Below are 24431 nucleotides of genomic sequence, written 5' to 3'. Positions count from 1 at the left end.
TGGCTCACACCCTCCAGCCCCAGGGTCGGCTTCCCCCAGCCGGCCCTTACTTATTCGTGCCGGACTCGAGTTCTGGGTCGCGCGCGTAGAACGTCCAGAACAGGAGCCACGCGGCGAGCACGAAAACGCCGACCATGCCCTTTAACCACTGTGGGAACTGGGGGCTGAAGCTGAAGAAGCCTTCGAATGGCGCGGCGATGAGCATCATGATGAAGGCCTGGAGCGCCACGACCAAGGCGTGCTTGCCGGTTTCGCGCACCGCCATGGTCCGTGATCGGCGTCCGGGTACAAGCCATGCCCACCCAAGCGCCAAGCCCGCGCCCGCACCGACGAAGAGGCCGTTGAGTTCGCTTGCTCCATGGGGCATGAGCGAGGTGATGAGGAACGGGAGCTTGTCCACTTCCTGCATCTTGTGGCTGAGCGCCCCAAGCTGGATTCCCATCCGGTACACCATGGCGGTCGAGAGAATGCCTCCGCTCCCGAGCCCGCTGCTGACGTTGAGCAGCAACACCATGGGGTTGTGCGAGGCATAGAACATCCACATCTCGGTCTGCTCCATCCCTTCGGGTGCCTCGAACTCAGCCTTTGCCCAGTGATCGAAGAGCGATTCTTCCTGGGCCGACACCAAGTGATGGCGCAGATCCGGGCGCACGGTCAGGGTCACGCTCGAAACAACGATCCCGAGGAAGAAAGGGATCAGCGTCGCCAAGATGAACCACTTGAGCTTGCGGGTTGATCGTGCCGCTGCCGTGAGCATGGCTCGCACTGTGTCCGAGAGGCGTTGAGTTGGCGCGCGGTAGATCACCGCGTACGCCCGCCCAACGATCGCGTTCAAATCGTTTATGAGCGTGAGGTTATGGGACTCAGTCTGCGCACGGGCAAGGTCCACACTGGTGGAGCGGTACAGGCTGATGAGTTCTCGAAGCTCGGACACCGACAGGTTATTGACCGAATTCTCACTCTTGTCGCACAGAAAATGGAGCCGTTTCCAGGACGGCTCTCTCTGCTCGACGAACTCCGATTCTAAGAACAGCATGATGGCCCGGCAATTGAACTAGATTTGCTCAATCGGCGCGTGTACACCCATCTTGACGCTGACTTCCTACGTCAAACTAGAGTACTCGGTATACATTGTTGCGCAATTTTGATGCGACCATCGAGTAAATGACAACCGTCTGGAACCCGCCCTCAAGTTCTAGAGTCCGATATAAGTAGGCGCAGTGTCTTTGGCACGGATCTTGTAAGAGTCCTGTCATGGCTGTGTGCCTCTGGTCTTCAGAGCGGCGGTTGCGAGGTTGTCCTTGAGCACGGAGTGGATGGACCACGAAGAGGTAGTACCAAGTTACTTAAGTCGGCTGACGCAGGTTCCCCTGCTAACGGCAGATGAAGAGCTGACTCTCACGAGAGCCGCCCAGCAGGGCGACTTGGGAGCGAAGCAGCGTCTGGTCGAAGCCAACATGCGCTTGGTGATCAACATTGCCAAGTCGTATCGAAGTCGTTCGATTGCCCTCGAAGATTTGATCCAGGAAGGTGCGATCGGGCTCATTCATGCAGTAGAACGCTTTGACCCCGAAAAAGGTTTCCGCTTCTCGACCTACGCCACGCACTGGATTCGCCAGTCGATCGGCCGGGCACTGGACAATAAATCGAAGGCGATCCGCCTCCCCGCCCACGTATCTCAGTCACTGCGACGCATTGAACGAGAGCGTACGCGATTGGTCCGCGAACTGGGGCACGAGCCAACGATGGAGCAGATTGCACTTGCGATCGGCATCTCCCCGAACAAGCTCACCACCTTGATCCAATCGTCCCAAGACATGCTGTCGCTGGACATGCGCGTCGGCGATGGCGAGAACACCACTTTGGGCAATCTGCTCCGTGATAAAAGTGAGGGCGACCCGGAAGACAAGGTTCTCAGCGACGAGATGATCGGCGAACTCCGCGGAATCATGGGCGAACTCAGCGAGCGCGAGCGGCGCGTGATGAGTTGCCGACTGCGAATCAACGGCTCCGAAGAGCCGCTCTTGCGCGACGAGCTTGCCCGCGAGCTTCAGATTTCCCGCGAGCGTATCCGCCAGATCGAGATTCAGGCGATCAAGAAGCTTCGCGCCGTGGCCCAACGGCGCCGTCTAAAGGACCTCCTCAACTCCTAACGTGCACAATAAGGCATGCACTTAAGCCGCATGACCTGGAAAGAGGTCCAAGCCCTTGGTCGAGAAGAGGTCGTCCTGATCCCCACGGGTTCGGTTGAACAGCACGGAAGCCATTTGCCGGTTTTCACCGATTCTATGCTTGCGACCGCGGTCGCCGAGGCCGTTGAGGCTGCGCTCCCCGAACACGTTCTACTGACACCGACCCATTGGCTCGGGGCGTCGGCCCACCATTTGGGTTTCGCGGGCACCCTCACAGCCGGATTCGCGGATTACATGACCGCGTTGCACCAGGTGGTGGACAGCTTGAAGCGGCACGGGTTTTGGAAGTTTTTCATCGTCAACGCCCACGGCGGCAACTCCGAGCCCAACGGCATCGTCTGCCGACAGGTCAAACACGAAGACCCCAAGATCCTGATCGGCCATGCAAACTACTACACGTACGCTGCTGAAACGATCCGAACTCAACTCGAGGGTCCTTTTAAGGAGATTCGTCACGCCTGCGAGGCGGAGACGAGCTTGATGCTGCACTTGTTCCCATCGCACGTCCGTAGCGATCTTCTTCGCGATGATGGCTTGACCCCCGATCCGCCCGTTCGCGGCATGTCCCACCCGTTTAACGAGATCACACAGGAGGGCTCGCTTGGATTTGCGACTTTGGCGTCAGCCGCGAAGGGGAAGGCAATTTTTGAGGCCGCGCGCGATGGCCTAGTGACCGACATGAGAGCCCTGTCCGAAGGGTACGTCCTCCGTTCGGTGGTGCCGTAGTCTCGATGTTCACCTGGCTCGTCAACCGTCTTGATCCACGCATTGCCCGGGAGATCCTTTCCGAGAAGCAATCGGTCATTCGAGGGTTGTTGTGCTCGGCGGCGGTCGCTGGTTTGGGGGGTGCGCTGGCCCTTTTCATCAAGCTGGTGGTGGATGCGGTCTCGAACAAACAACCGTCTCAACTTGTGGCGTTGAGTGGGCTGGTGATTGCCCTCTTCACGATCAAATACGCATTCGCTCGTGCACAGGCTTACTATCTAAACTACGCCTCGAATCGGATTACCACCAACCTGCGCGTCCGGCTGTTTGAGAAACTTCAGCGCCTGCCACTGAGCTACTTCCACGAGAAGCGAACCGGCAGTCTGCAGAGCATCCTCTCGAACGACATCAACGTGTACTCGAATGCGGTCACCACGCTGCGAGATTCGATCGATGGGCCGATCAAGATCGTGTCCGGGCTTGCAACGGCCGCCGTGATGCAGCCGAAGCTTGCAGCGGTCGGGCTCACCGTGCTGCCAGTGCTCGCGTTCGTCATTCAGCGCAATGCACGGAAGATGCGTACCGCGCAAGCAAACGTTCAAGACGACCTGAGCAATCTGTCTGCCATGAGCTTCGAGACGCTCACAGGGACCCGCATCATCAAGGCGTTTGGCGCGGAAGCGACCGTCCAGGAGCGGTTTGGCGGGCTCGTCGAGAAGTCGTTCGAGAGCCAGATGGTGGCGGCCCGGCGCGTGGCTACCTTGAAGCCGATGGTCGAGCTGATCGGCTCCGTCGGAATTGCGCTCGTCGTTTTGGTCTGCGCGTGGTTGCTAAACCGAGGGGAACTGCAGGTCGGAGACTTGGCCGCGTTTCTCTTCGCGCTTGACTACATGAACCAGGGGTTCCGCAACCTGGGATCGCTGAAACAAACGACTTCGCAGATCTCTGCCGCCGCCGACCGGATCTACGCCGAAGTTCTAAATGTGCCCGAGCCGGAACCCGATACGCTCGGCACGCGCACCTTCCCTGAGTTCCAGGGTCGTATCGAGTTTCGTGGGGTCAGTTTTGCCTATCCGGACGCAACTGAGGCGCTGAAGAACGTTTCCTTCACGATTGAACCCGGAAGGTCGCTTGCGCTCGTCGGGCCGAGCGGCGCGGGCAAATCGACGATCGCAGACCTGCTTCTAAGGTTCTACGAACCAACTGCGGGCGAGATACTGGTGGACGGCGTAAACGTGCGCGAGATCTCCACCCCGTGGCTACGCTCGCAAGTCGGAGTCGTTCCGCAGCAGACATTCCTCTTCAGCGGCACCATCGCGGACAACATCCGCCTTGGCAGACCCGACGCTACCGAGAGCGAGATACTCGATGCGTGTAAGGGGGCCCATGCCGACTTCGTGGTCGGTCTCCCCGAGGGGTTCTCGACTAAGCTCGGTGAGCGTGGATCGGGGCTGAGCGGAGGTGAGGCGCAGCGCATTTCCATTGCCCGGGCGTTCGTTCGAAAACCAAAGGTCCTGCTCCTGGATGAAGCGACCAGCAACTTGGACGCTCTCAGCGAACAGGCGGTGCAAAGTGCGCTTGATGAGCTTATGCTGGGCCGTAGCACGCTCTTCATCGCCCACCGACTGACATCGGCCGCGCGGGCGAACCACATCGTGATGCTCCGACGGGGTGAGATCGCCGAGCAGGGAAGCTTCGAAGAGCTGATGCGGCTTGACGGTTCCTTCGCGGCGATGTACCGCGTCTTCAATCAGGGGTTCCAGGAACCCGAACTCGGGTAGTCATGGACCTTCTCCTCGAAGCCGTTTCGGCTGGATATGGTCCCGTCCCGGTCATGGCGGAAGTCTCATTGACCATCCCCGCCGGGCAGGTCACGGTGCTGCTGGGGCCGAATGGGTGTGGCAAGACGACGCTGCTGAAATCGGTGACCGGGACCGCCAGACTCCTGAGCGGGAGCATCCGGCTTGGGGTAGAAGACTTGTCTGCGCTGGGAGTTCGTGCGCGGGCGCAGCGAGTGAGTTACGTCCCGCAATCGGAGTCGCCGACCGCCGAGTACACCGTTGGCGAGACGGTTCTGATGGGGCGGATGCCTTGGGCAGTGGGTTTTCGCGAGACGGCTGAGGACCTTCGCGCTGCTGAAGAGGCGATGGCTCGTACCGAGTGCCTCGCATGGAACGAGAGGCTCGTCGGATCGCTCAGCGCTGGTGAGATGCAGCGCGTGTGGATCGCTCGGTCTCTGGCACAGGCGACCCCTGTGCTGCTCATGGACGAACCGACCTCGAACGCGGACCTCGGGCACACCATGGACATCGGTGAGATGGTGCGTACGTTGGCGCAAGAAGGGAAGACGGTACTCATTGCGACGCACGATCTGAATTGGGCGGCGCGGTACGCAGACCGGGTGGTGGCGCTGCGATCGGGCGCGGTCGTCGGCGAGTGTGCTCCAGACGGAATTCGGCCGCTCGCGGAGCAGGTTTTCGCAGTGCGGATCGACTCGGCGGTTGCGCCTTCGGGCGCGGTCGTCTTCGCCCCGCGCGAACGGCTATAATTCGCCTGGCACCCGCCCGGGTGGCGAAATGGTAGACGCAGGGGACTTAAAATCCCTTGCCCGCAAGGGCGTGTGGGTTCGAGTCCCACCCTGGGCACCAAACTCCTTTTCCCCCGAGATTACGGGCGCATTTTGCGCGCTCCATGCGTCACAATTTTCGGGAGATGGCGACGCCACAACTGCTACTCATCGCGGGAATCAGCTGCTCAGGGAAGACGACCTTGGCATCGGAGCTGGGCCGGCGATTGGACGCAGTGCGGCTCTCGGTCGATGACTACTATCGGCCCTACGAGAACCTGACTTTCGAGGAGCGTCGTGCCATCAACTTCGACGCCCCCGATTCGATTGATGTCGACGGTTTGGTGGGTGACATTCGGTCACTTCTCGCGGGTCAGACGATTCACAAGCCGCAGTACAGCTTCTCTGAATTCACCCGCGTGGGCTACGAGCCGGTGTATCCTGGGCCGTTCATTGTGCTCGAAGGGCTCTTCGCCCTGTATTGGAACCAGCTCAACGAACTCGCCAACATGAAGGTGTTTGTCCAGGCAGACTCCGCGGTGTGCTTGGCACGTCGGCTGGAACGCGATGCGGTGGAGCGTGGACGGTCGGAGTACGACTCGATGGTGCGGTACCGAACGCACGTTGAACCCAATCAGCAGCGATATGTGCTGCCCACTCAGGCAGTTGCCGACCGGATCGTCAGTGGCGAGACGTGCTTGCAGTCCAACGCGCAAATGCTCGTGGAGCAGATCGCCCAAGCGGCTTCGTTCACGTTGCAACCTTGATGGCCTGACTGACTTCCGGGCGGGCACGCGCTCAGCTACACTTGGACCGTGACTGCGGAGATCGTGAGTGTCGGAACTGAATTGCTGCTGGGCCAGATCGTGGACTCGAACGCGGCGATCCTGGGCGAACTCTTCGCAGAACTGGGCATCCGACACGTCCGGCGGCAAACGGTGGGCGACAACGTTGAGCGGCTGGTGGAGGCTCTGCGACTCGCTCTCAGTCGGGCCGAAATCGTGATCACGATCGGCGGGTTGGGGCCAACCCAGGACGATATCACGCGCGACGGCATCGCGGCCGTACTCGATAGTCCGCTCATCGTGGATCCCGCGGAAGAAGCAAACTTGCGGGATCTCTTCGAGACCATGAAGCGAGCGTGGGTGCCATCCCAGATTCGGCAAGCGATGCGACCCGAGTGCGCGGCGTTCATCCCGAATCCGTTTGGCACTGCGCCTGGTCTGGATTGCCGCAAGGATGGCAAAGTGATCCTCGCGATGCCCGGACCTCGCAATGAGTTCCTGCCGATGGCGCGAGGGGTCGTTCACGAAACGCTCATGGGGCTGGGCTTTCAGGGCGTTATCCACTCCCGCACACTCCGCGTAGCGGGCATCGGCGAGGCCGCAGCGGAGCAACTGCTCGGTGATCTGATCCGAACCGAGAACCCGACGATCGCCCCATACGCCAAGACCGCTGAGGTCCACTTCCGGGTGACGGCGCGGGCGGCCACCAAGGCGGAGGCTGAGGCCCTGATCGTTCCTTACCTGGAGCAGGTGAGAAAGGTACTCGGCCCCTGCGTCTACGGCGAGGATGACGAGTCGTTAGAGTCGGTGGTGCTTCGCCTCATGAGGCAGCGGGGGATGAAGCTGGCGGTGGCCGAGAGCTGCACGGGCGGCGGACTGGGAGCGCGGGTTACGTCGGTTTCAGGCGCATCAGACGTGTTCTTGGGCGGAGTGATCTCCTATGACAACGCCGTGAAGACTCAGTTGCTGCGCGTTCCGGAAGCCTTGCTGCAGGAGCATGGTGCGGTCAGCGAGCAGTGCGCGGCCGCCATGGCCGACGGGGTCTGCAAGCTACTCGGAGCTGACGTTGGCGTAAGCATTACTGGCGTCGCGGGACCCCTCGGGGGAACCCCGGAAAAGCCCGTCGGCATGGTCTTTGTCGGAATCAGTGGTTCGCGGGGAACTTCGGTGCACGAGCTGAAGCTGAGAGGGTCGCGCGAGGACATCCGCGTGCGCGCCAGTCAAGCGGCACTGTATGATCTGTACAGGCACCTCAGTTGACCAGTGTGCCCCGAAGCACGGGAGAAACCATGGAAATACGTCTGATTCGCCCTGAACTTAAGTCTAGCCCCCGACCTGCAGGGGTCGTCCTCGATACGATCGTGCTGCACTCGACCGCCGGTCGCGAACGTCCCGACAACAGCGTGGCGAACGCAGTGAGCACACTTCGATCCAAGGGTTACGCCTATCATTATCTGATCGCCCGCGACGGAACGATTTACAAAGGGTGCGCATCGATGCGCATGTGCAGTCACGCAGGGAGTAGCTATGGGCCCCAAGAGCAAGCGGCGGGCGTGAGCATGAAGCAATATCCGTACAATTCAAGCAACGTAGCGAAGAAGCGAGTACACCACTTCGAAGCCGGCTGTAGTGTCAATAGATATTCCATCGGAATTAGCTTTGTGAATATGAACGATGGATCAGAAAGTTACACTGATGCACAGATCGAAGCATGCCAGTCCTTGATTTCTGTTCTGGCGGGCGCTCTCCCGACGATAAAATATGTGACTACGCACTACGAGGTCTCCCCCAAGCGAAAGTCCGATCCGTTTGGTCCTGGATTCGACCTGGGCGCGATTGGTGCGGAGGTGGATTTGGAGGTGTGGAAGTTCCCAGATCGTGCACGGGTGGAGCGACCCTAACCCAGCCCGAGCCATCCGATCGCGTCGCTGACGTCGCTGTACTCACGCATGCCAGGCGGGAGATTCTCCAGGATTTCCGCGCCGTACTGTTTGCCGCGGATGCGCGGGTCGAGCAGGCAGATCAGCCCCCGATCCTGGTCGTTTCGGATGAGTCGTCCGACGCCCTGCCTCACAAGCATTTTGGCGTGTGGCAGAGTCCATTGCGAGAAGCTGCTTTTCCCAGCCTGCTGTAGCCAAGCGTGCTTGGCCACCTGCGCGGGATCGACGGGGACCTGGAACGGGACCCGGACGAGTGCGACGCACGAGAGCGTCTCGCCGGGCGCATCGAACCCGGTCCAGAAGCTGCGTAGCGCGAAGAGCGATGACGCAATATTCTTTTTGAACTGCTCACCCACGTACGATGCAGAGCGAGTCGACTGCATCAAAATAGGATACTCCTCTGAGAGCCGCATCCTTCGGTGGACCTCTTCCATTTCACGTCGCGAGTGGAACAGGGCCAGGGTGCGTCCGCGCATCAGTGTGATGATCTCCGTCAGTTCGCGGGCGATGGCGTCGAAGTACTGTGATTCTTGCCCCAGCTTGCGCGCTTCCGATGGGTCCGGTATCGCACCCGGGGCAGGAGCGTAAAGTGCTGCTTGCGTCGAAAAGTCAAATGGGCTTGGCAGAATCTCCAGGAAATCGGGGGTGAAACCAAGGGAATCGTTGAAAAACTCCAAACTTCCATCGATCGCCAACGTGGCAGACATGCACGCCGCCGGTTTCACGTCCCAGAGCAGTTCCTGTAGTAGTGGAGCAAAGTCGATGACGTCGTACCGGATTCGCGGCTCTGCTTGCACCGAATCAACATAGGTGATGCCTGTGACATCTTGCGTAAACAAAGTACGACAACCAAGTGCAAAATCACGCAAGAAGACGTCGTAGTTGAGGATTGAATCGGTGGCACTGCTCGCTAGATTCGGGTCGATCCGTCCCTCCATCTCCCATCCGCGAACCAACTCTTGGCAAGCAGCGGTGAATCGCTCCATCGTGTCGGCGACTTCGAGCGCGACCGCCTCGGCGATCTCTAGCCGCGAGAGCTGGAGGCGACTCTTGATCTGTGGGTGATCGCGCAGCGACTCCGGTGAGACGGACAAGATGCCTGGAGCGCCGAGACAGCTTTGGTACGTGCGAAGTCGACCAGCTGCCTCGGTCAGATCCTTCCTGAAGCCCTCGCAGAGGGCGTGCAGCACCCCCTGAGCTTTGGCCGCATTGGCTGCGTTCTCCATGGCGCGCTCGATCTTCGCGCTCAAGCTCATCATTAGATTCAGCTTCGCTTCGCTCAGTTCAAACTCTAGCGCGTTCGGAACCGATTGGAGCAGGTCATGGGCTTCGTCGAAGATCACGTATCCGTAGTTGCCCAGCAGCGAGAGTGCACTCTCGCTGGCGCGGCGCATCAGGGCGTCTTGCAGCACTACGCTGTGGTTTGTGATCACCACCTCTGCTTTCTCGGCCTGACGTCGCGCGCGGTAGTAGTAGCACGATGAGTACAAGTCGCACAGGCGCCCAGGGCAGACCGGGGGAGTCGAGACTGCGCTCCACAGGGCGGCATTCTCTCGCGGTTTCAGGTTCACGATCTTGCGAAACTCAGATTCGATGCCCAGTTCGGCGTGCAGCGCCATGGCGTCGGCAGCGTCGTGGTTGGTTTCTTGCAAGGCCGCCATACATGCGTAGCGGGTCCGACCGATGAGGAACGACGTCTTGGGGGCGGAATCGAAAAGGCTTAGGGCGAGCGGCAGATCGGTGCGCCAGTACTGTTCGGCTAGGATGTTGGTGTACGTTGCGATGATGACGCGCGTGTTGTTCGCCAGTGCGTGGGCGATGGCGGGGATCAGGCACGCCAGCGACTTGCCCAGTCCGGTCGGAGCCTCGAACGCCCCGCGTGAGCCTTCGGCTATGCAGTCGCTCAGGAGCAACGACACCTGACGCTGATCTTCTCGCAGCACGAATCCGGGGCGGGCCAGCAGTCGCTGATACGCTAGATCGATCAGCTCGTTGGCCGAGAGTTCCCCCATGGTTGAAAGGTGTACCTCCGCACCCGGTAAGAGTGCCATAATCCCGGCATGCTGTTGGAAGGGAAGAAGGGTCTCGTCCTGAACGTCGTGAACAAGAACTCGATCGGATGGGCTATCGCCGAAGCGGCTGCCGCACACGGCGCGAGCGTCGGCGTGGGGGCGCAGAACGAGCGCATGCTAGAGGGAGTCTCCAAGCTCATCGGCGACAACGCCGCATACGCCCCGTTCGTCGTCGATTTCTCCGACGAGGCGCAGTTGGAGCAGTTGGCGCGCGACGTTGCGGTGACCTACGGCAAGATTGACTTCCTCGTTCACAGTGCCGCGTTCGCAAAGCGCGAGGACCTGGCGGGGCGCTTCATCGATACCAGCCGCGATGGGTTCCAGATCGCCATGGATGTGAGTTGTTACTCGCTGGTGGCCCTTTGCCGACACCTGGAGCCGATCCTGAACGACGATGCCAGTGTGATCGCGCTCAGCTATCTGGGCAGTGTGCGCGCGGTGGGGAACTACAACGTGATGGGTGTCGCCAAGGCTGCACTTGAATCGGCGGTGCGCTACCTGAGCCAGGATCTGGGAACGCGGGGGATCCGGGTGAATACCCTCAGCCCGGGACCGATCAACACGGTCGCGGCGCGCGGCGTCAAGGACCTGGGTTCCATGATCGACCACGTGAAGGACAAGGCACCGCTGAAGCGCGACTTTGCCCAGCCCGAGGTCGGCCAGAACGCCGTCTACCTGCTGAGCGATCTGAGCCGCGGCGTGACCGGTCAGGTCGTGTACATTGATAACGGTTACAACATCGTAGCCATGTAGTGGCGATGATCCTTACCGTTCCAAATTGGTCCTTCGGGCGCAGCCCGAACCTCTTGCGCCAGTGCCGTGCACTGGTAGAGTCCCAACCCGTCTGCTTGCACTTTTGCGAATCGGATCTGGACCACAATCGCACCGTCATTGCGTTTTCGGCGGGCGATTGGGGGGCCATCGAATCGACCCTGGACAGCCTGAACGCGCTGATTCTGGACTCGATTGATCTGAACCGACACAGCGGCGTACACCCGCGCATTGGCGCGCTGGATGTGTGCCCGTTCATACCGGTGGGCGAAGCTCCGACGCTGGACCTGCTAGCGGACGTGGAGAAGTACGCGAGCAACTTCGCTGCTCGATTCGGGATTCCAGTCTTCTTGTACGAGAAATCGGAGCGAGGTCGGCACGAGAGCGACCTGCCAGCGCTCCGCAAGGGTGGGTTCGGTGGGTTACTGCTGCGCGGGGAACTCCAGCCAGACTTCGGCCCCAAGGCGGCACACCCGCAGTGGGGCGCATCGGTGATGGGGGTGCGCGATTTTCTGATCGCGCTCAATGCGAACTTCCACTCAGGCGATCTGGAGACCGCTAGGCTCATCGCGGGGGCCATCCGCCGGTTACGGCAGGACGGCGACCCCAGATTCCTGGGCGTCCGGGCGCTGGGCTTGCCGCTCGCGAGCCAAGACGTGGTGCAGGTGAGCATGAACATCACGCTGCCGGACTTGACGCCCATCGACCCGATCGCGCAGTACGTGCTGGACGCGGGGGCTGACGAGGGCCTGGGCCGCGCAAAGATGGAACTCATCGGGGTGATCCGCTCGACCGACGCGCCGCAAGCGACTCTAATTCCGTACCGTCCGGAGCAAGTCGTGGCTTGGGTGTGATGAGGGTGGTTGCCCCATGCAGGTGCGCCACCCAGGAGCGAGTGGATTAGACGAGTTCATAAAGGGATTCAACGCGCTGCAAATGGTTGCCCGATGGGCTCTTGGATGGAGTGGCGTTGCACCCAAGATGCTCGTCCTGCGAAGCTATTTGCTTAAAGCTGATGCAGGAAGCGAAGCTAGCGGATACGGCGAGCGGAAAATGGATTCCTTTGTGCAGTAACGCCAAGAATCTGGCGGCATTCAAGTTCGCCGAGTGATCATTGACTCGGCTCCTGTTCATCTTGTACGTTTGGCTCGGGTTTGAGCCGACGGCGGGTCTAGATTGTCGAATCCTGAATCGAGAGTTTGAGCGGTTCTGCAAGATCGGCACGGGCAAATCCGGGGTGGAGATTCAGGGACGGTTTTCGCACTCAAACTTGAGTAGCCAACCGCATGGAACAAGGCGCAGGAGAGGAACTCCAAGCACAGCCAGGTACCATGTCAGCCGATGCCAGATTCGGGTTTGCACAGCTATTGGTAGCGGAGAATCGGCATTCCATTCGAGAGCATGATCCTCATATCGACCACTCATCAACCTGCGACGGATCTTGGTTTTCTGCTTCATAAGAACCCGGATCGGATTTTCGAGCGCGAAACGAATTTCGGGCGGGTACTAGCTGCCTATCCGGAAGCTTCTGCGACTCGGACAACGGTGGCCTTAGTCGCCAATGTTGATCCAGTGAAGTTGTCCAGAAAGAAAGGCAATGCAAGCGGCACGGCAGAGCAGTATGTCAACGACCGCCCCTATACAGCGAATAGTTTTTCTTCGGTTGCGTTGGTGGTAGCGTTTCGCACGGCGATGTCCGGGCAGAGTAAAGAACATCAGGCCCTTGCAGAACTGCCGATCCCCCTTGAAATTACAATCCCGGTCGTTCGATCGGCAAGCGGCAAAGAAGTGATGGACCTTACACGAGAATGGGGAAACGGCAAGCCTATGACAGTAATCGTAGATTACGGTTACGGTCCACATATGCCTGTACCTGGAACATTGAGAACGCCTATCTCATGGAGAGGGGGATCAATGAGGCAATGATTGGGCGGGCTATCGGACTTGGTACACTCCTTGGTGTTACTTTAACCATTGCCTTTTACGACCTTCCAACTTTATTTCATCAAGGAAATGCATTAGGTTATGCGTGGCCGATGTCGATGCCTGTTGGAGTGCAGTGGGTGGCTCGCCTTCTTGTTGTTGGAGAGGTCTTTATTTGGGTTCGGCAGAATAGCAGAGCAGGAGCTGTTTTCTGGATAGCGGCGGCGGCGGTTCACCTACTGGTTATAACTCTCGCATCGGCAGTAGGCAAGGACTTGGAGGGGTGGCCCATTAATCTGTCCCGCTTCGGTGAATCGTTCATCGGGACCGCTCCCCAAGGACTACTCCAACTCGGTTTAGTCGGAGCTATTGGGTGGGTGTTTAAAGTCACCAAGCTTACTGTTGCGAGGAGATATTTCTTGCCTAAACTGCGTAGGTAGCATCGGTTTTGCCAAAATGAAAGTGGTCTGCCCCCATTGTTGAAGACAGTCTAGGCTGAGACCTCCGGGGTTGACGAACGGGGTTCTACCTCAAGTTTGGTATGAAGGGAGGGCGTAGCCCGACTGGAAGTCCATTCCTCAAAGGACCACCTATGGCATATAGAAACGCTAGGCCGAATCGCCGATGAAGATCCGAGAATCTTGATTCGGACGCCATACCGCGAAGTTGATCTAACCGATGAAGCAGCCTGTGCCTCGGCCATCGCTTGGTGGGAAGATCTTACGAAGGGTGGAGGCGATGGGATGGTCGTTAAGCCAAAGAACTTCCTCGAGTTTCACAAAGGACGCCTGGTTCAGCCAGCGATCAAATGCAGGGGTACGGAGTATTTGCGGATCATTTATGGCCCCGACTATATGCGGCCCGAGAATTCTTCCCGACTGCGGAAACGAAGCCTAACCCGCAAGCGCTCGCTGGCAAGCCGGGAGTTTGTTCCAGGGCTGGAAGGACTTAGTCGCTTTGTGAATCGCGACTCACTTATAGAGGTTCATGAATGTGTTTTTGGAGTTTTAGCCCTGGAAAGCGAACCCGTTGACGCACGGCAATAAATTCGAGCAGAGCCGAGCTTTCCGTCATCTGTTCACTCTGCGTGAACAGGGGACGGCACTTCAAGTGTTCGCTGGAGAGTTGAACGCCCGAGGCTTCTGAAGTCAGGCAGGGGGGAGTTCTCCCATGTCCAAGTGTTGCGCGTCCAAAATCGAGAGGCGTCCTATCGCGACCAAGGTCTCATCGCTCGAAGTGTCGAACTGGGTGCTCTGGGAGCATTGAGGACTTACAAGAAGCTTTGATCAGTGTCAAAGCGCAAATGGAGACGGCCCAAATCACAGGGCAATGGCACGATGCTGATGATCTCGACCTTTCCGGCAACACAATCGATCAAGCACTCAAAGTCTTCTTCAACCGAATAGAGTGAAACCTTCCCGGACAGAGTCGTTCGCAGCTGGTCCACTTCATGCGCAAATCGATTTAGGTTGTCTATCGCGATGCTTGCCGATGAGTGAATGACCCCGATGCCAGTAGCCTCAAAATCCACCCGGCATGAAATTGCACCTACATCATCAGGTTGTAACTCTAAAGGAAGAATAGTGAGCGATACTGAATCTGAGCGGAGAATGATGGGAGTCGCCTTATCCATACAGAAACAGTACTCGCAGCGTTGAGCGTTGGCTACTTGTGAAAGATGCTTGTCGAAGTCTGCGCCCGGTACCAGCCCGACGCTAGGGCAGATGTAGCGCGGCGAGCGTCTGGGGAATAGGTGCCTTTTTGGGTGCTTATGATTCGGATTTTCACGAACCTGAATCTGGAATCTGAGTACTATTGCAGGTTCAAAAGGGGCAATTCTATGGTGGAGGCAAGGGGACTCGAACCCCTAACCCCCTGCTTGCAAAGCAGGTGCTCTCCCATTGAGCTATGCCCCCACGGTTGGTGCGGTTACCCGCGAGCGGTTAGGATACCACCGTTGGGCGGGGCGATGCTAGCCCGCCTCCAAGGTCGTCTTAGAACCGCAAGGTGACCCCGGCGGTGACATAGTTCAGCCACGCGAAGTTTCGGACTTTCGGTACGTCCGCGCCTCCTTCGAGAATGCGCACTCCCACAAACGCCTCGGACTTTGCGTTCAGGGGGCGGGTGAGTCGGAAGGTCGCATCAACGGCCCGGCCGGGACCTCCCGCGAGGCCATCCACTTCCAATTCGTAGTTCAGTCCGCGCGCCAGCGTGCCCGTCTTGTGCACGTGGAGCAGCGGGACGAATCCAACGTTCTTCTCGCTCGCCCCGGTCGCACCTTGGCTCAGCCGGATCTCGGCATCGCGGACCTTGAGAGTGCCACCCACGGACCAGCCCGATCTCCACGGCTTGCGGTAAGTCAGGCGGTAGCTATTGAACTGATAGAGCCCGTTTACATTTCCTGCAGCGAACGACTGACCCGCGAACTTAGCTGGGCCGGTGAGCGTCCCCGAGGTGGCACGACGCAGAGGTGCGAGCATCAGTTTCCATTCGCCATCATGATGGTCTCGGTAGGACAGCGCGACTCGGTAGGTGGGCTGCGCCTTGCGCCCGAGTAATCGTCCGAGGTCAATTTTTGAGCCGGTGGCCTTGGGCACCTGGGCGGTGTTGTAGCGAGTGGATACCCAACCCCCTTCCAGATCCAGGGTCCAACGGTCGGGCTCGGCGGCGGCCCACGCGGGAATCGCGACCAGGGTGGCTATGGCGAGAACGCGGTGCATGAAGCACTCTACGAGACGGAGGGCAGGGGGATCGCTGGGGCAAGGCGAATACAGTTTCGTAATCTGCGGTGAGTATCCAACGCCATCGCCCCCTCGCTGGCCACTCGCCTTGACCACCCTATCGAAGCGGCCGCTGCCGGAATCTCCACGACGGTACTCAAGGAACGGCTACGTGCCACGAACCCTGGTCACGGTTCGGAACGTGACGGAGACTCTTCGCTTCCGCTGCTTGCGTGCTCCGCTCAAGGCATCGGATTTGCGCTTGGCGATCTCGTGCCGCCATTCGTATCGGGCTGGTCCGGACATGATGCACACTGAGCGTTGCGGAAGCCAGATCTCGAAGGCGTCCCCCGATGCGACGTGGGTGAAGCGCATCGGATAGTCGTCGCCGAGCGACAGCGTTGCAAGCTGCGGTCCGAAGCACGGCTCGCAGTCGATATGGGCCGCGATGCCTTGACCGGGCAGGTACTCGTTGACGATGGCTTGGTCCGGGATGGACGCCATCCGCCCTTCGTCGTGCAAACGGACGGCGAGAACCTGAAGGAATTCGGGCAGGGGGCCGAGGTAAGCATGCTGGTCGACCGCCCGCGATCGATAGTCGTATCGCCAGCCGTAGTGTTGCACCCGGCGCGTCAGATCGGTGATCCACGATTGCGTGTCAATGGTATGCAACAACTCGGTCTGATGCTGCACGAAGTTCGGAACGAGGTCCAGCCCTTCAGCCGGGAGCGGGTCATCGAAGAGGGAGCGCATCGGTTTCATTTTGGTCCTGGTGAACCTCGGCTAGGCGCATGACACTTCATTCCCGAACCGTTCCATCTTCCCCCGCCGCATTGCTCTGTCCCTCCGGTTGACCAGCTTCCTTTGAACCCGAAATTTCTGAATCACTTCTGCGCATCGTCCCGTCCGTCCTGTTAGGGATACCGGGGACATGATTCGAATCGTAGGCGTACAGCGGAGCGATCAAGTAGAGGGCGAGTTTGTTCTCTTGCAGAACCAGGGTGCCATGCGGCAGCACTTGCGAGGGCATCTCGTGCTCAGCGAGTTGGCCTACGAGGGTCAGGCGGGGAGCCACCTCTTCAACGACGATGTCCACATCGGTCCCAGCCAGTTCGTGATGCTCAAGTCTGGCGCGGGGCGTTCGGGCTGGCGACAGTCCCGCGATGGACAACTCATGTACATCGCCTTTGCGGGTCAGTGTCAGCGGATCTGGGGTCCCGAGTGCCGGGCCGTGCATGTCTTGCACGTGCAGCACAGCTACTGCGAACGGCAGCGCGAACCGCTAGTGGTTTGAAGCAGTATTGACCTTCGTCAGAGCATGATTCATGCCTTGCTGGACAAGGATTTCGATCCCTTCGCAGAGGGTTTGCATCGCCTCGCGCAGCAGCGCACGTTCGTCCGGGGTGAAAGTGCTCAGCACGTGGTCCCGGCCCGAGTGATCACCTTTGCCGATACCGACTTTGATGCGTGCGTATCGATCCGTCCCCAGGCTGCTGATGATGCTGCGGTGGCCGTTGTGGCCGCCCGCGCCTCCGTGTGGCTTCATTCGAACACGGCCTGGGTCAAGGTCAAGGTCGTCGGTGATAACCACCAGACGGTCGGGGGTTAGATTGGTGTGGCGCAGCAGCGCGGCAACTGCCTGGCCACTGAGGTTCATATAAGTCATCGGCTTGGCGAGCATGATCGGGCTGCCACCAACGTTACCGACGCCAAAAACCGCTTGAAATCTACGGTCGGCGATCCGGATTTTGGCGCGCTCGGCGAGCTGGTCGATCGCCTCGAATCCTACGTTGTGACGGGTGCCGCTGTACTGCGGTCCAGGGTTGCCCAGTCCGACGATCAGCCACTCGGGCTGCGCGGCAGGCTCCTTAACGCGTCGTCGAAACACTAGGGACCTCTGGGGCGATTCCGGCGTTCGGGTCGAGCTTTCCAGCGCTGATGAGCGCGAGGAGCAAGATGCCGAGCGCGATGCGATAGGCCACGAAGATGCCGGTGGAGCGCCGTTGCAGGTAACCGATGAGCCACGCTATGCTGGCGTAACCGACGATGAACGAGACGATGGTGGCGACGACGATCGGGCCGAGCATCGGACCCGCGATGTCGTGGCGGATCTCCCACAGCTCCTTTAGCCCGGCGGCGAAGATGCTGGGAACGCTCAGTAGGAACGAGAAACGGGCCGCGGTGCCGCGGTCAAATCCGCTGAAGAGGCTTCCGCTGATGGTGCTACCGCTGCGGCTCGCACCTGGGATCAACGCGACGGCTTGCCACAACCCGACGATGATGCCGTCCTTGACGGTGACGTCCTCGATGCCGCGCCGCTGCTTGCCGAACCGCTCGGCGATAAGCATGACGATGCCCACGACGATTAGCATGACGGCAACTACGTTCAAGGAGCGTAGCGAACCCTTGATATCGTGCTGGAAGAGGAGTCCGCAGATGACAATCGGCAGGGTGCCAAAGAAGATGGCCCATCCCATCTTTCCTTCGACGGTGCGGCGCTGAGCCGGGTCGCCGATGGATCGGACCCAGGCCATGAGTGCCTTGCCCAGATCGTTTCTGAAGTAGATCAGCACCGCCAGGAGCGTGCCCAACTGGATGACAGCCGTGAACGCAGCACCAGGATCGGGCCAACCAAGCAGGGCAGGCACGACGCGCAAGTGCGCGGTGCTGCTGATCGGCAGCCATTCGGCGATGCCCTGAACTATGCCGTAGACGATGGCTTGGAAGAATCCCACATGGCCTCCGGTTCCGCGTCGATTCCCAGGAACCGAAGGACAAGATACCGAATTCGTTGTGCGGCACGCCCATCGCCATAGGGGCTCTGGGCCTGGGACATGGCGGCGTAAGCGGTAGGATCGGACAGGAGTTCCGAGCCGCTCCGAACAATGGTGTCGTAGTCTGCGCCCACGAGTTTGGCGACTCCAGCATCGACACCCTCGGGCCGCTCGGTCGTTTCGCGCAGCACCAGTACTGGTCGACCGAACGCGGGTGCCTCCTCTTGAACTCCGCCGGAGTCGGTGAGGATCAGGTGGGCGCGCTGCATGAGCTTCACAAAGTCGGCGTACTCGGGCGGCTCGATGAGCTGGGCGCGCGGGTGGGCTCCTAGCTCGTCGCGCAGAATCTCACGCACGGCGGGGTTGCGGTGCATGGCGGCGATCAGGAGCGTGTCGGGGAAAGCATCGAGGAGCGCGCGCGCAGCGCGCGCGATGGCCCGTTGGGGCGCACCCCAGTTTTCGCGACGATGGGTGGTGAGCAGGATGACCCGGCCTGGGTGGTCGTCGGCCCACTGCGCGGTGGAGCGCTCCGCGACCTGGCGTACGGCATCAATCCCCGTGTTCCCGGTGACGTGCAGTCCGGCAGTGATGCCCTCTTTGCGCAAATTGTCCGCGGATTCGGTGGTGGGAGCGAAGTGGAGGGCAGCGAACATCCCCACTGCGCGGCGGTTGAACTCCTCGGGGAACGGGCTCCAGATGGTTGGCGTGCGAAGACCCGCCTCGATATGGCCGAACGGTATCTGGCGGTAAAACGCTGCGAGGCCGGCGACGAAGGTGGTGGTGGTGTCGCCCTGAGCAAGCACGATCTGGGCTTCGTGCTCGGCGAGGTAGCGATCCAGCTGCGAGAGCGTTCGGGTGGTAATGTCGGCGAGCGTCTGGCCCGGTGTCATAACCGCGAAGTCCACGTTCGGGACGATGTCGAAGGTTTCTAGCGCTTGGGCGAGCATCTCTCGGTGCTGGCCGGTGGCGATGACGACGGTCTCGCAAACGTGCTGGTAGCGCCGAAGCTCTTGGATGACCGGCGCAGACTTGATCGTGTCCGGGCGGGTGCCCACGACGCAGACAATGCGTGGCTTAGCCAAGAGTTCTCACCGTGACGAGCAGGATCGCGCACAGCAGCATGGCGAGTGAGTACAGAATCCACACTGTTTGGCGCTGGTTCAGCCCGCGGCTCATCAGCGTATGGTGCAGGTGCCGTTTGTCGGCCTGCGTGATCGGCTGGCGGTGCAGGATGCGGCGGAAGACCACAAATGCGGCATCGAAGACGGGGACTCCGAAGACCAGGACAGGAATGATGAGTGCGACCGCCGCGGCGGTCTTGATCGCGCCGACAATCGTGAGCGAGGCGAGCATGAACCCGAGCAGTTGCGCGCCGCCTGTGCCCATGAAGATGCGTGCGGGATTGTAGTTGTGGCGCAGAAAACCGAGTGCGGCCCCGCCGGTGGCGGCGCAGACCAGCGCGACCCGCGGTTGTTCGCTAAAGACGGCGATGATCGCCAGAGTCGAGCTTGAGATCGCAGCGATGCCCGCTGCCAGGCCGTCGATCCCGTCGATGGTGTCCATCGTCTTGGTGATCAAGAAGATGTAGATGGCGGTCAGCGGGACGGTGGCCCAAGCGAAATCGACCCACGGCAAATCCTTGCCCCAGAACGGTTGGAACCCGTGGATTTGAACCTGACCCGCAGGCCCAATGAAGAACTGGACGGCGACGGCGAGGCCAATGATGTAGAGCAGTTGGACCTTGGCTGAGTATTTGTATAGGTCATCGAGCGCTCCCATGACCACGATGACCGCGCCGCACACTAGGATGCCCACGAGATAGACGGGGAACGGTTTGTGGGGATAGGCAAACGGGAGCACCGCGGCGAGCGACGCGAGGATGCCCGCGTAGATAGCGATGCCACCCCAGCGAGGGATCGGCTCGGTGTGGACCCGGCGGTCGTCAGCCTTGGGGTCATCAATGACTCCGCGGTCAATGGCGACTTTGCGCACGAGCGGCGTCAGGAACCAGGCGACGGTAGCCGCGATAACCAGAGCCAGGAACGGATAGCGAAAGCCGTCGAGAAACCGGTCGCGGGGTGTGGCAGCAGCCAGGAGTTGGACGAGGGAACTCACGAGAGCGCCACCTTGGTTAGCGTGTCGTCGCCGAATTGATAGAGCTCAAGGTTCGCATCGCGGAAGAGCTCGATAGAGAACTCATCGGGGTACTCGCCTTCGTAGATGACCTTTGTGATGCCCGCGTTAATGATCATTTTTGCGCAGGTGTTGCACGGTTGGCAGGTGACGTACATGGAAGCGCCTTCGCAAGCGATCCCGATCATGGCAGCTTGGAGCAGGGCGTTCTGCTCGGCGTGGAGCGAACGGATGCAGTGTCCGGCGCGCATGCAGCCCAGGGGCCAGTCGTGCAGGGGTCCTTCGGAAGGGCAGTGACCGAGGCCTCGTGGTGCGCCGTTGTAGCCGGTGGCGAGGATGCGTTTCTCGCGGACGATTACCGCACCGACCGATCGGCGCTGGCAGGTCGCTCGGGTCGCGACCAGATGCGCGATCTGCATAAAGTAGGAGTCCCAGGATGGCCGGTCCACGAGCACGCTCACATTATGGCGAACCTGGGTGTCGCCTGTCAGATATACGTGACGACTCGCCGAAAGATCTTTTCATTGACCGGCTTGCGGATGTGGGTGAAGACGAAATCGGGCCAGCCCGCCATGAAGTCCAACTCGTATTCGGGCTCGGGCGCGATGAGCACTAGGGGAACCTTGCTCGCAACCGGGTGGGCCATTTTGGCGGCTGCGAACTGCTCGTAGCCCGCAATCTTGTGGGGATCGGCCAAGGTCGTCACGAGGTCAACGAAGATCATGTCGGCACCGTCGCACGCGTCCAAACCGGCGTGCCAATCTGCGTGAATGACCACCTCCTCACCCAAACGGTATGCGTCCTTGGTGGTCTTGATGACTTCATTGTCGTCGGTGATGAATACGAGCTTCAACGGATCCTCCCTGATGCCCCCTTGCGGGAACAGCAGACGTGTACCCTCATCGAAGGCAATCGCGCGCCAGGTAAAAATACTAGTCATCGATAAATATCATCGTATCATCATAAATTTTTGCATTTAATCACTGATTCTTGATATATTAGAGAAAGAGGGACACTGATGACCAACTCTGCAAGCCTCGACCAGTCTGGAATCGTTATTCGATCTGAATCGGAATTTCGCCGATTCGAATCGTTGTACGAACGTACGCGTCGCCGAGCTTTCAGCATGGCCCTCCAACTCACGCGAAACCACGTCGAAGCGGAGGACCTGGTGCAGGACACGTACGTGAAGGCTTGGCGCGCCTTCGACTCGTACGCCGATGGCCGACCGTTCCTGAACTGGCTGCTCCGCATCATGCAGCGAGCTTTCCTGGACCTGCGCCGACGCGAAAATCCGATTCGCCGAGCCGAGTCGTTGAACTCCATGGTGAGCCCAGTCGACGGCGACGTGCAGGAGATCATCGTTGCCGACGATTCGGCGACTCCTGACCAAGACTACATTCTTCAGGAGTTCCGGGCCGAACTGCATCGCGCACTGGCCGATTTGCCCGATGTGTATCGCGATGCAATCACGATGTGCGATCTGGAAGAGCTGAGCTACGGCGAGATCGCCGAACGCCAGCGCACCACGATCGGTACCGTCCGTTCGCGCATCCACCGCGGCCGCAAGCTGCTTCGCACGGCAGTCCTGAAGCGCGGCATACAAATTCCATAACACACCTAGCGACTCAGTCGCAGCAGCAACGATAGACAGAAGACCAAGCACTCGGAGGTTCAGCCCCATCTGGACCTCCATTTTTTGTGTCAGGTACCGACATTCAAAGATGGATGAGAATCGATGGCGCGAATCAGGCAGCGATCCAGGCGCTGAGTCAGACGGGTAGCTCGGAAGAGCTCCGTCAGCGGCTCCAGGCCGCGGTCTTGAAGAAGTCTTTGGACATGCAGAAGGACCAAGCTGCAGAGCTTCTTCGACAGACCGAGGGAAGAGGCCAGGTTCTCGACATTCGCGTTTAGCGGTGCAATTCTGGCAATTCTGGCATGGGGAAACTGGCATGGATGCCGCTGTAAAGGATAGTGCTATGCCGCACCCTTTGCTGGTGCGAGCTCAGGAGAGACCCCATGATCCACCGAGCCCTGCTATCCGCAAGTCTGCTGTTCATTACCGTCGCGTCGGCTCAGGCCCTCAATGCCGAAGAGATCTACCGCAAGTCCAGCGGCTCAGTCATGACCCTGATCGTGAATGATGTCAAAGGTCAACGCGTCGGCAACGGCACAGGCTTCTTCATCTCCAGTGACGGACTGGCCTTGACGGCCTATCACGTCATCCGCGATGCGGCATCCATTCAAGCGCGGTTTGAGGACGGCACGGTCGCGACGGTCCAGGGAGTGATTGACACCGACGAGACGCGCGATCTTGCGCTGCTGAAGGTCACGGGCTCACGATTTTCTTTCTTGACACTGCGCGATGCTCTGCCATCGGTGGGGGCTGAGGCGTTCGTGATCGGAGCACCCAAGGGGCTGGAGTTCTCCATCACGTCGGGGATCGTGAATCAGGTGCGGCGCGAAGACGGCATGCAGACGATCCAATTCAGTGCGCCGGTCTCGCCGGGCAACAGTGGTTCGCCGCTGATCAACAGCGCAGGCGAAGCGGTGGGGGTCGTGAGCTACCAGCGGACGGACGGGCAGAACCTGAATTTCGCCGTCCCGACGACGTACGTTTCGCAACTCAACCGCCTGGGGGCAATCGCCAAGCTCCCGCTCAAGCACGCCGCCCAAACGGTCAGTGCTACAGAGAAGTGGAAGCCGACGGACTTTGCCGATACGGGGCTGACCTTGAGCTTGCCGAGACCACTTGGAGTCGTGGATACCACGCTGGACAAAGACCTCGAGGTCATTGCGACGTCATACCGCAGCTCGCGCATCAAGACCGACGAGCTCTCCCTTGCGATCACGTTTTTTGGGTTCAAGAAGGGACAATGCCCGACGGTGCACGACATCGCAGCCGAGATCCAATTGGACCGCAAGGCGGGTGCCATGCAACTGGACGGCTCGGTGGTGGAGAATCCAGCGCTCGTGGCGGTCGAAGTGCCTGGGGCCGACGAGGCGCAGAGCGTCATCACGACGAGCCGCATGGGCCGCGATGTCGAGATCGAATGCGCCACGGTGATCCGCAAGGGGACAAAGCTCTGGCTGGTCGTCGCCACCACTCAGGTCGATTCGCGGGCGGGGATGCAACAACTCGATACCATCTCCAAATCGCTGAAGATCAAGTAGCCGCCGTGGGGTAGAACGCGGCATGGCCGACGGGTTGGAGGGTGAGAGAATTAGGCTGGTGCCGCTCAGTCGCGAGCGTCACTTCGAGAACTGCCTTCGTTGGGTGAACGATCTGGACGTCACCGAGTGGCTGCTCATCAGCGACGAGCCGACCTCGCACGAGGCCGAATCGGAGTGGTTTGACCGGATGCTCGCGAGCGACGGGCGTGACATCATCTTCGGGGTCGAACTTCTGGACGGTACCCACATTGGCCAGTCCGCGCTCCATCAAGTGAGCAAGCAGAATCGGACCGCCCAATGCGGCACGCTCCTCGACAAAGCCTTTTGGGGCAAGGGGTTCGGTACCGAGGCGTCCCTGCTGCGGGCGCGATACGCGTTCGACGTGCTCGACCTGCGGATGCTCATCAGCGGTTATCTGGAAGGGAATGCCAGGACTCCGCGGATGCTTGCCAAGCAGGGCTTTGAGATCACGGGTCGGATCCCGCAAGAGCTCTGGAAACGCGGGGCATACCGCGATCACGTGCTGGCGGTGCTGACTGCAGAGAAGTTCCGCGAACTGCACGGCGGGTGAGCTCGGGGTCGGAGTGGCGGAGAGGGTGGGATTCGAACCCACGGTACCTTGCGATACACCGCATTTCGAGTGCGGCGCACTAGACCACTATGCGACCTCTCCGCC

27 protein-coding genes and 3 tRNA genes are annotated in these 24431 nt (G+C 59.9%); 17 read left to right on the top strand and 13 right to left on the bottom strand.

What is annotated here, in order from left to right:
* Positions 1–46 precede the first annotated feature (46 nt).
* On the bottom strand, positions 47–934 hold the full coding sequence (locus JNM85_09215) for a stage II sporulation protein M (protein MBL8088230.1): 888 nt from the start codon (positions 932–934) through the stop codon (positions 47–49).
* Positions 935–1301: 367 nt separating this feature from the next.
* Here JNM85_09215 and JNM85_09210 point away from each other — a divergent pair, with 367 nt between their 5' ends.
* From JNM85_09210 to JNM85_09175, 8 genes are all read left to right on the top strand, one after another.
* Positions 1302–2153, top strand: a complete 852-nt coding sequence (locus JNM85_09210) for a sigma-70 family RNA polymerase sigma factor (protein MBL8088229.1) — start codon at positions 1302–1304, stop codon at positions 2151–2153.
* 30 nt (positions 2154–2183) lie between these two features.
* Positions 2184–2918, top strand: a complete 735-nt coding sequence (locus tag JNM85_09205; protein MBL8088228.1) for a creatininase family protein — start codon at positions 2184–2186, stop codon at positions 2916–2918.
* 5 nt (positions 2919–2923) lie between these two features.
* On the top strand, positions 2924–4678 hold the full coding sequence (locus tag JNM85_09200; protein ID MBL8088227.1) for an ABC transporter ATP-binding protein: 1755 nt from the start codon (positions 2924–2926) through the stop codon (positions 4676–4678).
* Between the two features lie 2 nt (positions 4679–4680).
* Positions 4681–5445, top strand: a complete 765-nt coding sequence (locus tag JNM85_09195) for an ABC transporter ATP-binding protein (protein ID MBL8088226.1) — start codon at positions 4681–4683, stop codon at positions 5443–5445.
* A 14-nt stretch (positions 5446–5459) separates the two neighbouring features.
* Positions 5460–5545: transfer RNA gene (locus JNM85_09190), tRNA-Leu, on the top strand.
* A 64-nt stretch (positions 5546–5609) separates the two neighbouring features.
* A complete protein-coding gene (locus JNM85_09185) occupies positions 5610–6230 on the top strand; it encodes a hypothetical protein (GenBank protein ID MBL8088225.1) in 621 nt (206 codons plus the stop codon).
* A gap of 48 nt (positions 6231–6278) precedes the next feature.
* Entirely contained in the window at positions 6279–7508 is a 1230-nt protein-coding gene (locus JNM85_09180; protein MBL8088224.1) for a competence/damage-inducible protein A, read from the top strand.
* 29 nt (positions 7509–7537) lie between these two features.
* Positions 7538–8149 (top strand): N-acetylmuramoyl-L-alanine amidase, encoded by a 612-nt coding sequence (locus JNM85_09175; protein MBL8088223.1) that lies wholly within the window; start codon positions 7538–7540, stop codon positions 8147–8149.
* Here the strand turns inward: JNM85_09175 and JNM85_09170 are convergent.
* Positions 8146–10239: an ATP-dependent DNA helicase gene (locus JNM85_09170; GenBank protein ID MBL8088222.1), complete on the bottom strand. Its 2094-nt coding sequence runs from the start codon at positions 10237–10239 to the stop codon at positions 8146–8148. The genes JNM85_09175 and JNM85_09170 overlap by 4 nt on opposite strands.
* Positions 10240–10248: 9 nt before the next feature.
* Between JNM85_09170 and JNM85_09165 the strand changes: the two genes are divergently transcribed.
* From JNM85_09165 to JNM85_09150, 4 genes are all read left to right on the top strand, one after another.
* Positions 10249–11013, top strand: a complete 765-nt coding sequence (locus JNM85_09165; GenBank protein ID MBL8088221.1) for an SDR family oxidoreductase — start codon at positions 10249–10251, stop codon at positions 11011–11013.
* A gap of 5 nt (positions 11014–11018) precedes the next feature.
* Positions 11019–11885, top strand: coding sequence for a hypothetical protein (locus JNM85_09160; GenBank protein ID MBL8088220.1), 867 nt, complete (start codon positions 11019–11021; stop codon positions 11883–11885).
* A gap of 547 nt (positions 11886–12432) precedes the next feature.
* The gene (locus JNM85_09155; protein MBL8088219.1) at positions 12433–12957 is read left to right on the top strand and encodes a hypothetical protein; all 525 of its coding nucleotides are present in this window, start codon (positions 12433–12435) and stop codon (positions 12955–12957) included.
* A 740-nt stretch (positions 12958–13697) separates the two neighbouring features.
* Positions 13698–14000: a hypothetical protein gene (locus tag JNM85_09150; GenBank protein MBL8088218.1), complete on the top strand. Its 303-nt coding sequence runs from the start codon at positions 13698–13700 to the stop codon at positions 13998–14000.
* 224 nt (positions 14001–14224) lie between these two features.
* Here JNM85_09150 and JNM85_09145 read toward each other — a convergent pair whose 3' ends face one another.
* From JNM85_09145 to JNM85_09130, 4 genes are all read right to left on the bottom strand, one after another.
* Positions 14225–14587: a hypothetical protein gene (locus JNM85_09145; protein MBL8088217.1), complete on the bottom strand. Its 363-nt coding sequence runs from the start codon at positions 14585–14587 to the stop codon at positions 14225–14227.
* A gap of 208 nt (positions 14588–14795) precedes the next feature.
* Positions 14796–14870: transfer RNA gene (locus JNM85_09140), tRNA-Ala, on the bottom strand.
* Between the two features lie 78 nt (positions 14871–14948).
* Positions 14949–15674, bottom strand: a complete 726-nt coding sequence (locus JNM85_09135) for a hypothetical protein (GenBank protein ID MBL8088216.1) — start codon at positions 15672–15674, stop codon at positions 14949–14951.
* 168 nt (positions 15675–15842) lie between these two features.
* Positions 15843–16436 carry an alpha-ketoglutarate-dependent dioxygenase AlkB gene (locus tag JNM85_09130; GenBank protein ID MBL8088215.1) on the bottom strand — a complete coding sequence of 198 codons (594 nt, stop codon included), beginning with the start codon at positions 16434–16436 and terminating at the stop codon, positions 15843–15845.
* Positions 16437–16605: 169 nt separating this feature from the next.
* Here JNM85_09130 and JNM85_09125 point away from each other — a divergent pair, with 169 nt between their 5' ends.
* Positions 16606–16968 carry a hypothetical protein gene (locus tag JNM85_09125; GenBank protein MBL8088214.1) on the top strand — a complete coding sequence of 121 codons (363 nt, stop codon included), beginning with the start codon at positions 16606–16608 and terminating at the stop codon, positions 16966–16968.
* Here JNM85_09125 and JNM85_09120 read toward each other — a convergent pair.
* The 6 genes from JNM85_09120 to JNM85_09095 all read right to left on the bottom strand — a co-directional run bounded on the left by JNM85_09120 (position 16957) and on the right by JNM85_09095 (position 21434).
* Complete coding sequence (locus JNM85_09120; protein MBL8088213.1) at positions 16957–17562, bottom strand: aminoacyl-tRNA hydrolase; 606 nt, start codon at positions 17560–17562, stop codon at positions 16957–16959. The genes JNM85_09125 and JNM85_09120 overlap by 12 nt on opposite strands.
* Positions 17543–18409, bottom strand: coding sequence for an undecaprenyl-diphosphate phosphatase (locus JNM85_09115; protein ID MBL8088212.1), 867 nt, complete (start codon positions 18407–18409; stop codon positions 17543–17545). The genes JNM85_09120 and JNM85_09115 overlap by 20 nt, the downstream gene beginning before the upstream one ends.
* Positions 18376–19530, bottom strand: coding sequence for a UDP-N-acetylglucosamine 2-epimerase (non-hydrolyzing) (gene wecB / locus JNM85_09110; GenBank protein MBL8088211.1), 1155 nt, complete (start codon positions 19528–19530; stop codon positions 18376–18378). Before wecB ends, JNM85_09115 begins: the two co-directional genes overlap by 34 nt.
* Complete coding sequence (locus JNM85_09105) at positions 19523–20563, bottom strand: undecaprenyl/decaprenyl-phosphate alpha-N-acetylglucosaminyl 1-phosphate transferase (protein MBL8088210.1); 1041 nt, start codon at positions 20561–20563, stop codon at positions 19523–19525. The genes wecB and JNM85_09105 overlap by 8 nt, the downstream gene beginning before the upstream one ends.
* Positions 20560–21000 (bottom strand): dCMP deaminase family protein, encoded by a 441-nt coding sequence (locus JNM85_09100; GenBank protein ID MBL8088209.1) that lies wholly within the window; start codon positions 20998–21000, stop codon positions 20560–20562. The genes JNM85_09105 and JNM85_09100 overlap by 4 nt, the downstream gene beginning before the upstream one ends.
* 68 nt (positions 21001–21068) lie before the next feature.
* On the bottom strand, positions 21069–21434 hold the full coding sequence (locus JNM85_09095) for a hypothetical protein (protein ID MBL8088208.1): 366 nt from the start codon (positions 21432–21434) through the stop codon (positions 21069–21071).
* 165 nt (positions 21435–21599) lie between these two features.
* Here JNM85_09095 and JNM85_09090 point away from each other — a divergent pair, with 165 nt between their 5' ends.
* The 4 genes from JNM85_09090 to JNM85_09075 all read left to right on the top strand — a co-directional run bounded on the left by JNM85_09090 (position 21600) and on the right by JNM85_09075 (position 24326).
* Positions 21600–22196, top strand: a complete 597-nt coding sequence (locus tag JNM85_09090) for a sigma-70 family RNA polymerase sigma factor (GenBank protein ID MBL8088207.1) — start codon at positions 21600–21602, stop codon at positions 22194–22196.
* 113 nt (positions 22197–22309) lie between these two features.
* Positions 22310–22495, top strand: a complete 186-nt coding sequence (locus tag JNM85_09085) for a YjfB family protein (GenBank protein ID MBL8088206.1) — start codon at positions 22310–22312, stop codon at positions 22493–22495.
* Positions 22496–22600: 105 nt separating this feature from the next.
* Positions 22601–23755 (top strand): serine protease, encoded by a 1155-nt coding sequence (locus JNM85_09080; GenBank protein ID MBL8088205.1) that lies wholly within the window; start codon positions 22601–22603, stop codon positions 23753–23755.
* Between the two features lie 22 nt (positions 23756–23777).
* Complete coding sequence (locus tag JNM85_09075; protein ID MBL8088204.1) at positions 23778–24326, top strand: GNAT family N-acetyltransferase; 549 nt, start codon at positions 23778–23780, stop codon at positions 24324–24326.
* Between the two features lie 14 nt (positions 24327–24340).
* Here the strand turns inward: JNM85_09075 and JNM85_09070 are convergent.
* Positions 24341–24428 (bottom strand) — tRNA-Ser (locus tag JNM85_09070).
* Positions 24429–24431: the final 3 nt, after the last annotated feature.

This window comes from Chthonomonas sp., assembly GCA_016788115.1.
Classification (GTDB): domain Bacteria; phylum Armatimonadota; class Fimbriimonadia; order Fimbriimonadales; family Fimbriimonadaceae; genus UBA2391.
This window is presented reverse-complemented; position numbering and strand designations above follow the sequence as displayed.

Coding starts and splice junctions, on each gene's coding strand:
- JNM85_09205 (MBL8088228.1), top strand. CDS start 2,184: ATGACCTGGAAAGAGGTCCAAGCCCTTGGTCGAGAAGAGGTCGTCCTG.
- JNM85_09200 (MBL8088227.1), top strand. CDS start 2,924: ATGTTCACCTGGCTCGTCAACCGTCTTGATCCACGCATTGCCCGGGAG.
- JNM85_09195 (MBL8088226.1), top strand. CDS start 4,681: ATGGACCTTCTCCTCGAAGCCGTTTCGGCTGGATATGGTCCCGTCCCG.
- JNM85_09185 (MBL8088225.1), top strand. CDS start 5,610: ATGGCGACGCCACAACTGCTACTCATCGCGGGAATCAGCTGCTCAGGG.
- JNM85_09175 (MBL8088223.1), top strand. CDS start 7,538: ATGGAAATACGTCTGATTCGCCCTGAACTTAAGTCTAGCCCCCGACCT.
- JNM85_09170 (MBL8088222.1), bottom strand. CDS start 10,239: ATGGCACTCTTACCGGGTGCGGAGGTACACCTTTCAACCATGGGGGAA.
- JNM85_09165 (MBL8088221.1), top strand. CDS start 10,249: ATGCTGTTGGAAGGGAAGAAGGGTCTCGTCCTGAACGTCGTGAACAAG.
- JNM85_09160 (MBL8088220.1), top strand. CDS start 11,019: ATGATCCTTACCGTTCCAAATTGGTCCTTCGGGCGCAGCCCGAACCTC.
- JNM85_09155 (MBL8088219.1), top strand. CDS start 12,433: ATGATCCTCATATCGACCACTCATCAACCTGCGACGGATCTTGGTTTT.
- JNM85_09150 (MBL8088218.1), top strand. CDS start 13,698: ATGGTCGTTAAGCCAAAGAACTTCCTCGAGTTTCACAAAGGACGCCTG.
- JNM85_09145 (MBL8088217.1), bottom strand. CDS start 14,587: ATGGATAAGGCGACTCCCATCATTCTCCGCTCAGATTCAGTATCGCTC.
- JNM85_09135 (MBL8088216.1), bottom strand. CDS start 15,674: ATGCACCGCGTTCTCGCCATAGCCACCCTGGTCGCGATTCCCGCGTGG.
- JNM85_09130 (MBL8088215.1), bottom strand. CDS start 16,436: ATGAAACCGATGCGCTCCCTCTTCGATGACCCGCTCCCGGCTGAAGGG.
- JNM85_09125 (MBL8088214.1), top strand. CDS start 16,606: ATGATTCGAATCGTAGGCGTACAGCGGAGCGATCAAGTAGAGGGCGAG.
- JNM85_09100 (MBL8088209.1), bottom strand. CDS start 21,000: ATGCAGATCGCGCATCTGGTCGCGACCCGAGCGACCTGCCAGCGCCGA.
- JNM85_09090 (MBL8088207.1), top strand. CDS start 21,600: ATGACCAACTCTGCAAGCCTCGACCAGTCTGGAATCGTTATTCGATCT.
- JNM85_09085 (MBL8088206.1), top strand. CDS start 22,310: ATGAGAATCGATGGCGCGAATCAGGCAGCGATCCAGGCGCTGAGTCAG.
- JNM85_09080 (MBL8088205.1), top strand. CDS start 22,601: ATGATCCACCGAGCCCTGCTATCCGCAAGTCTGCTGTTCATTACCGTC.
- JNM85_09075 (MBL8088204.1), top strand. CDS start 23,778: ATGGCCGACGGGTTGGAGGGTGAGAGAATTAGGCTGGTGCCGCTCAGT.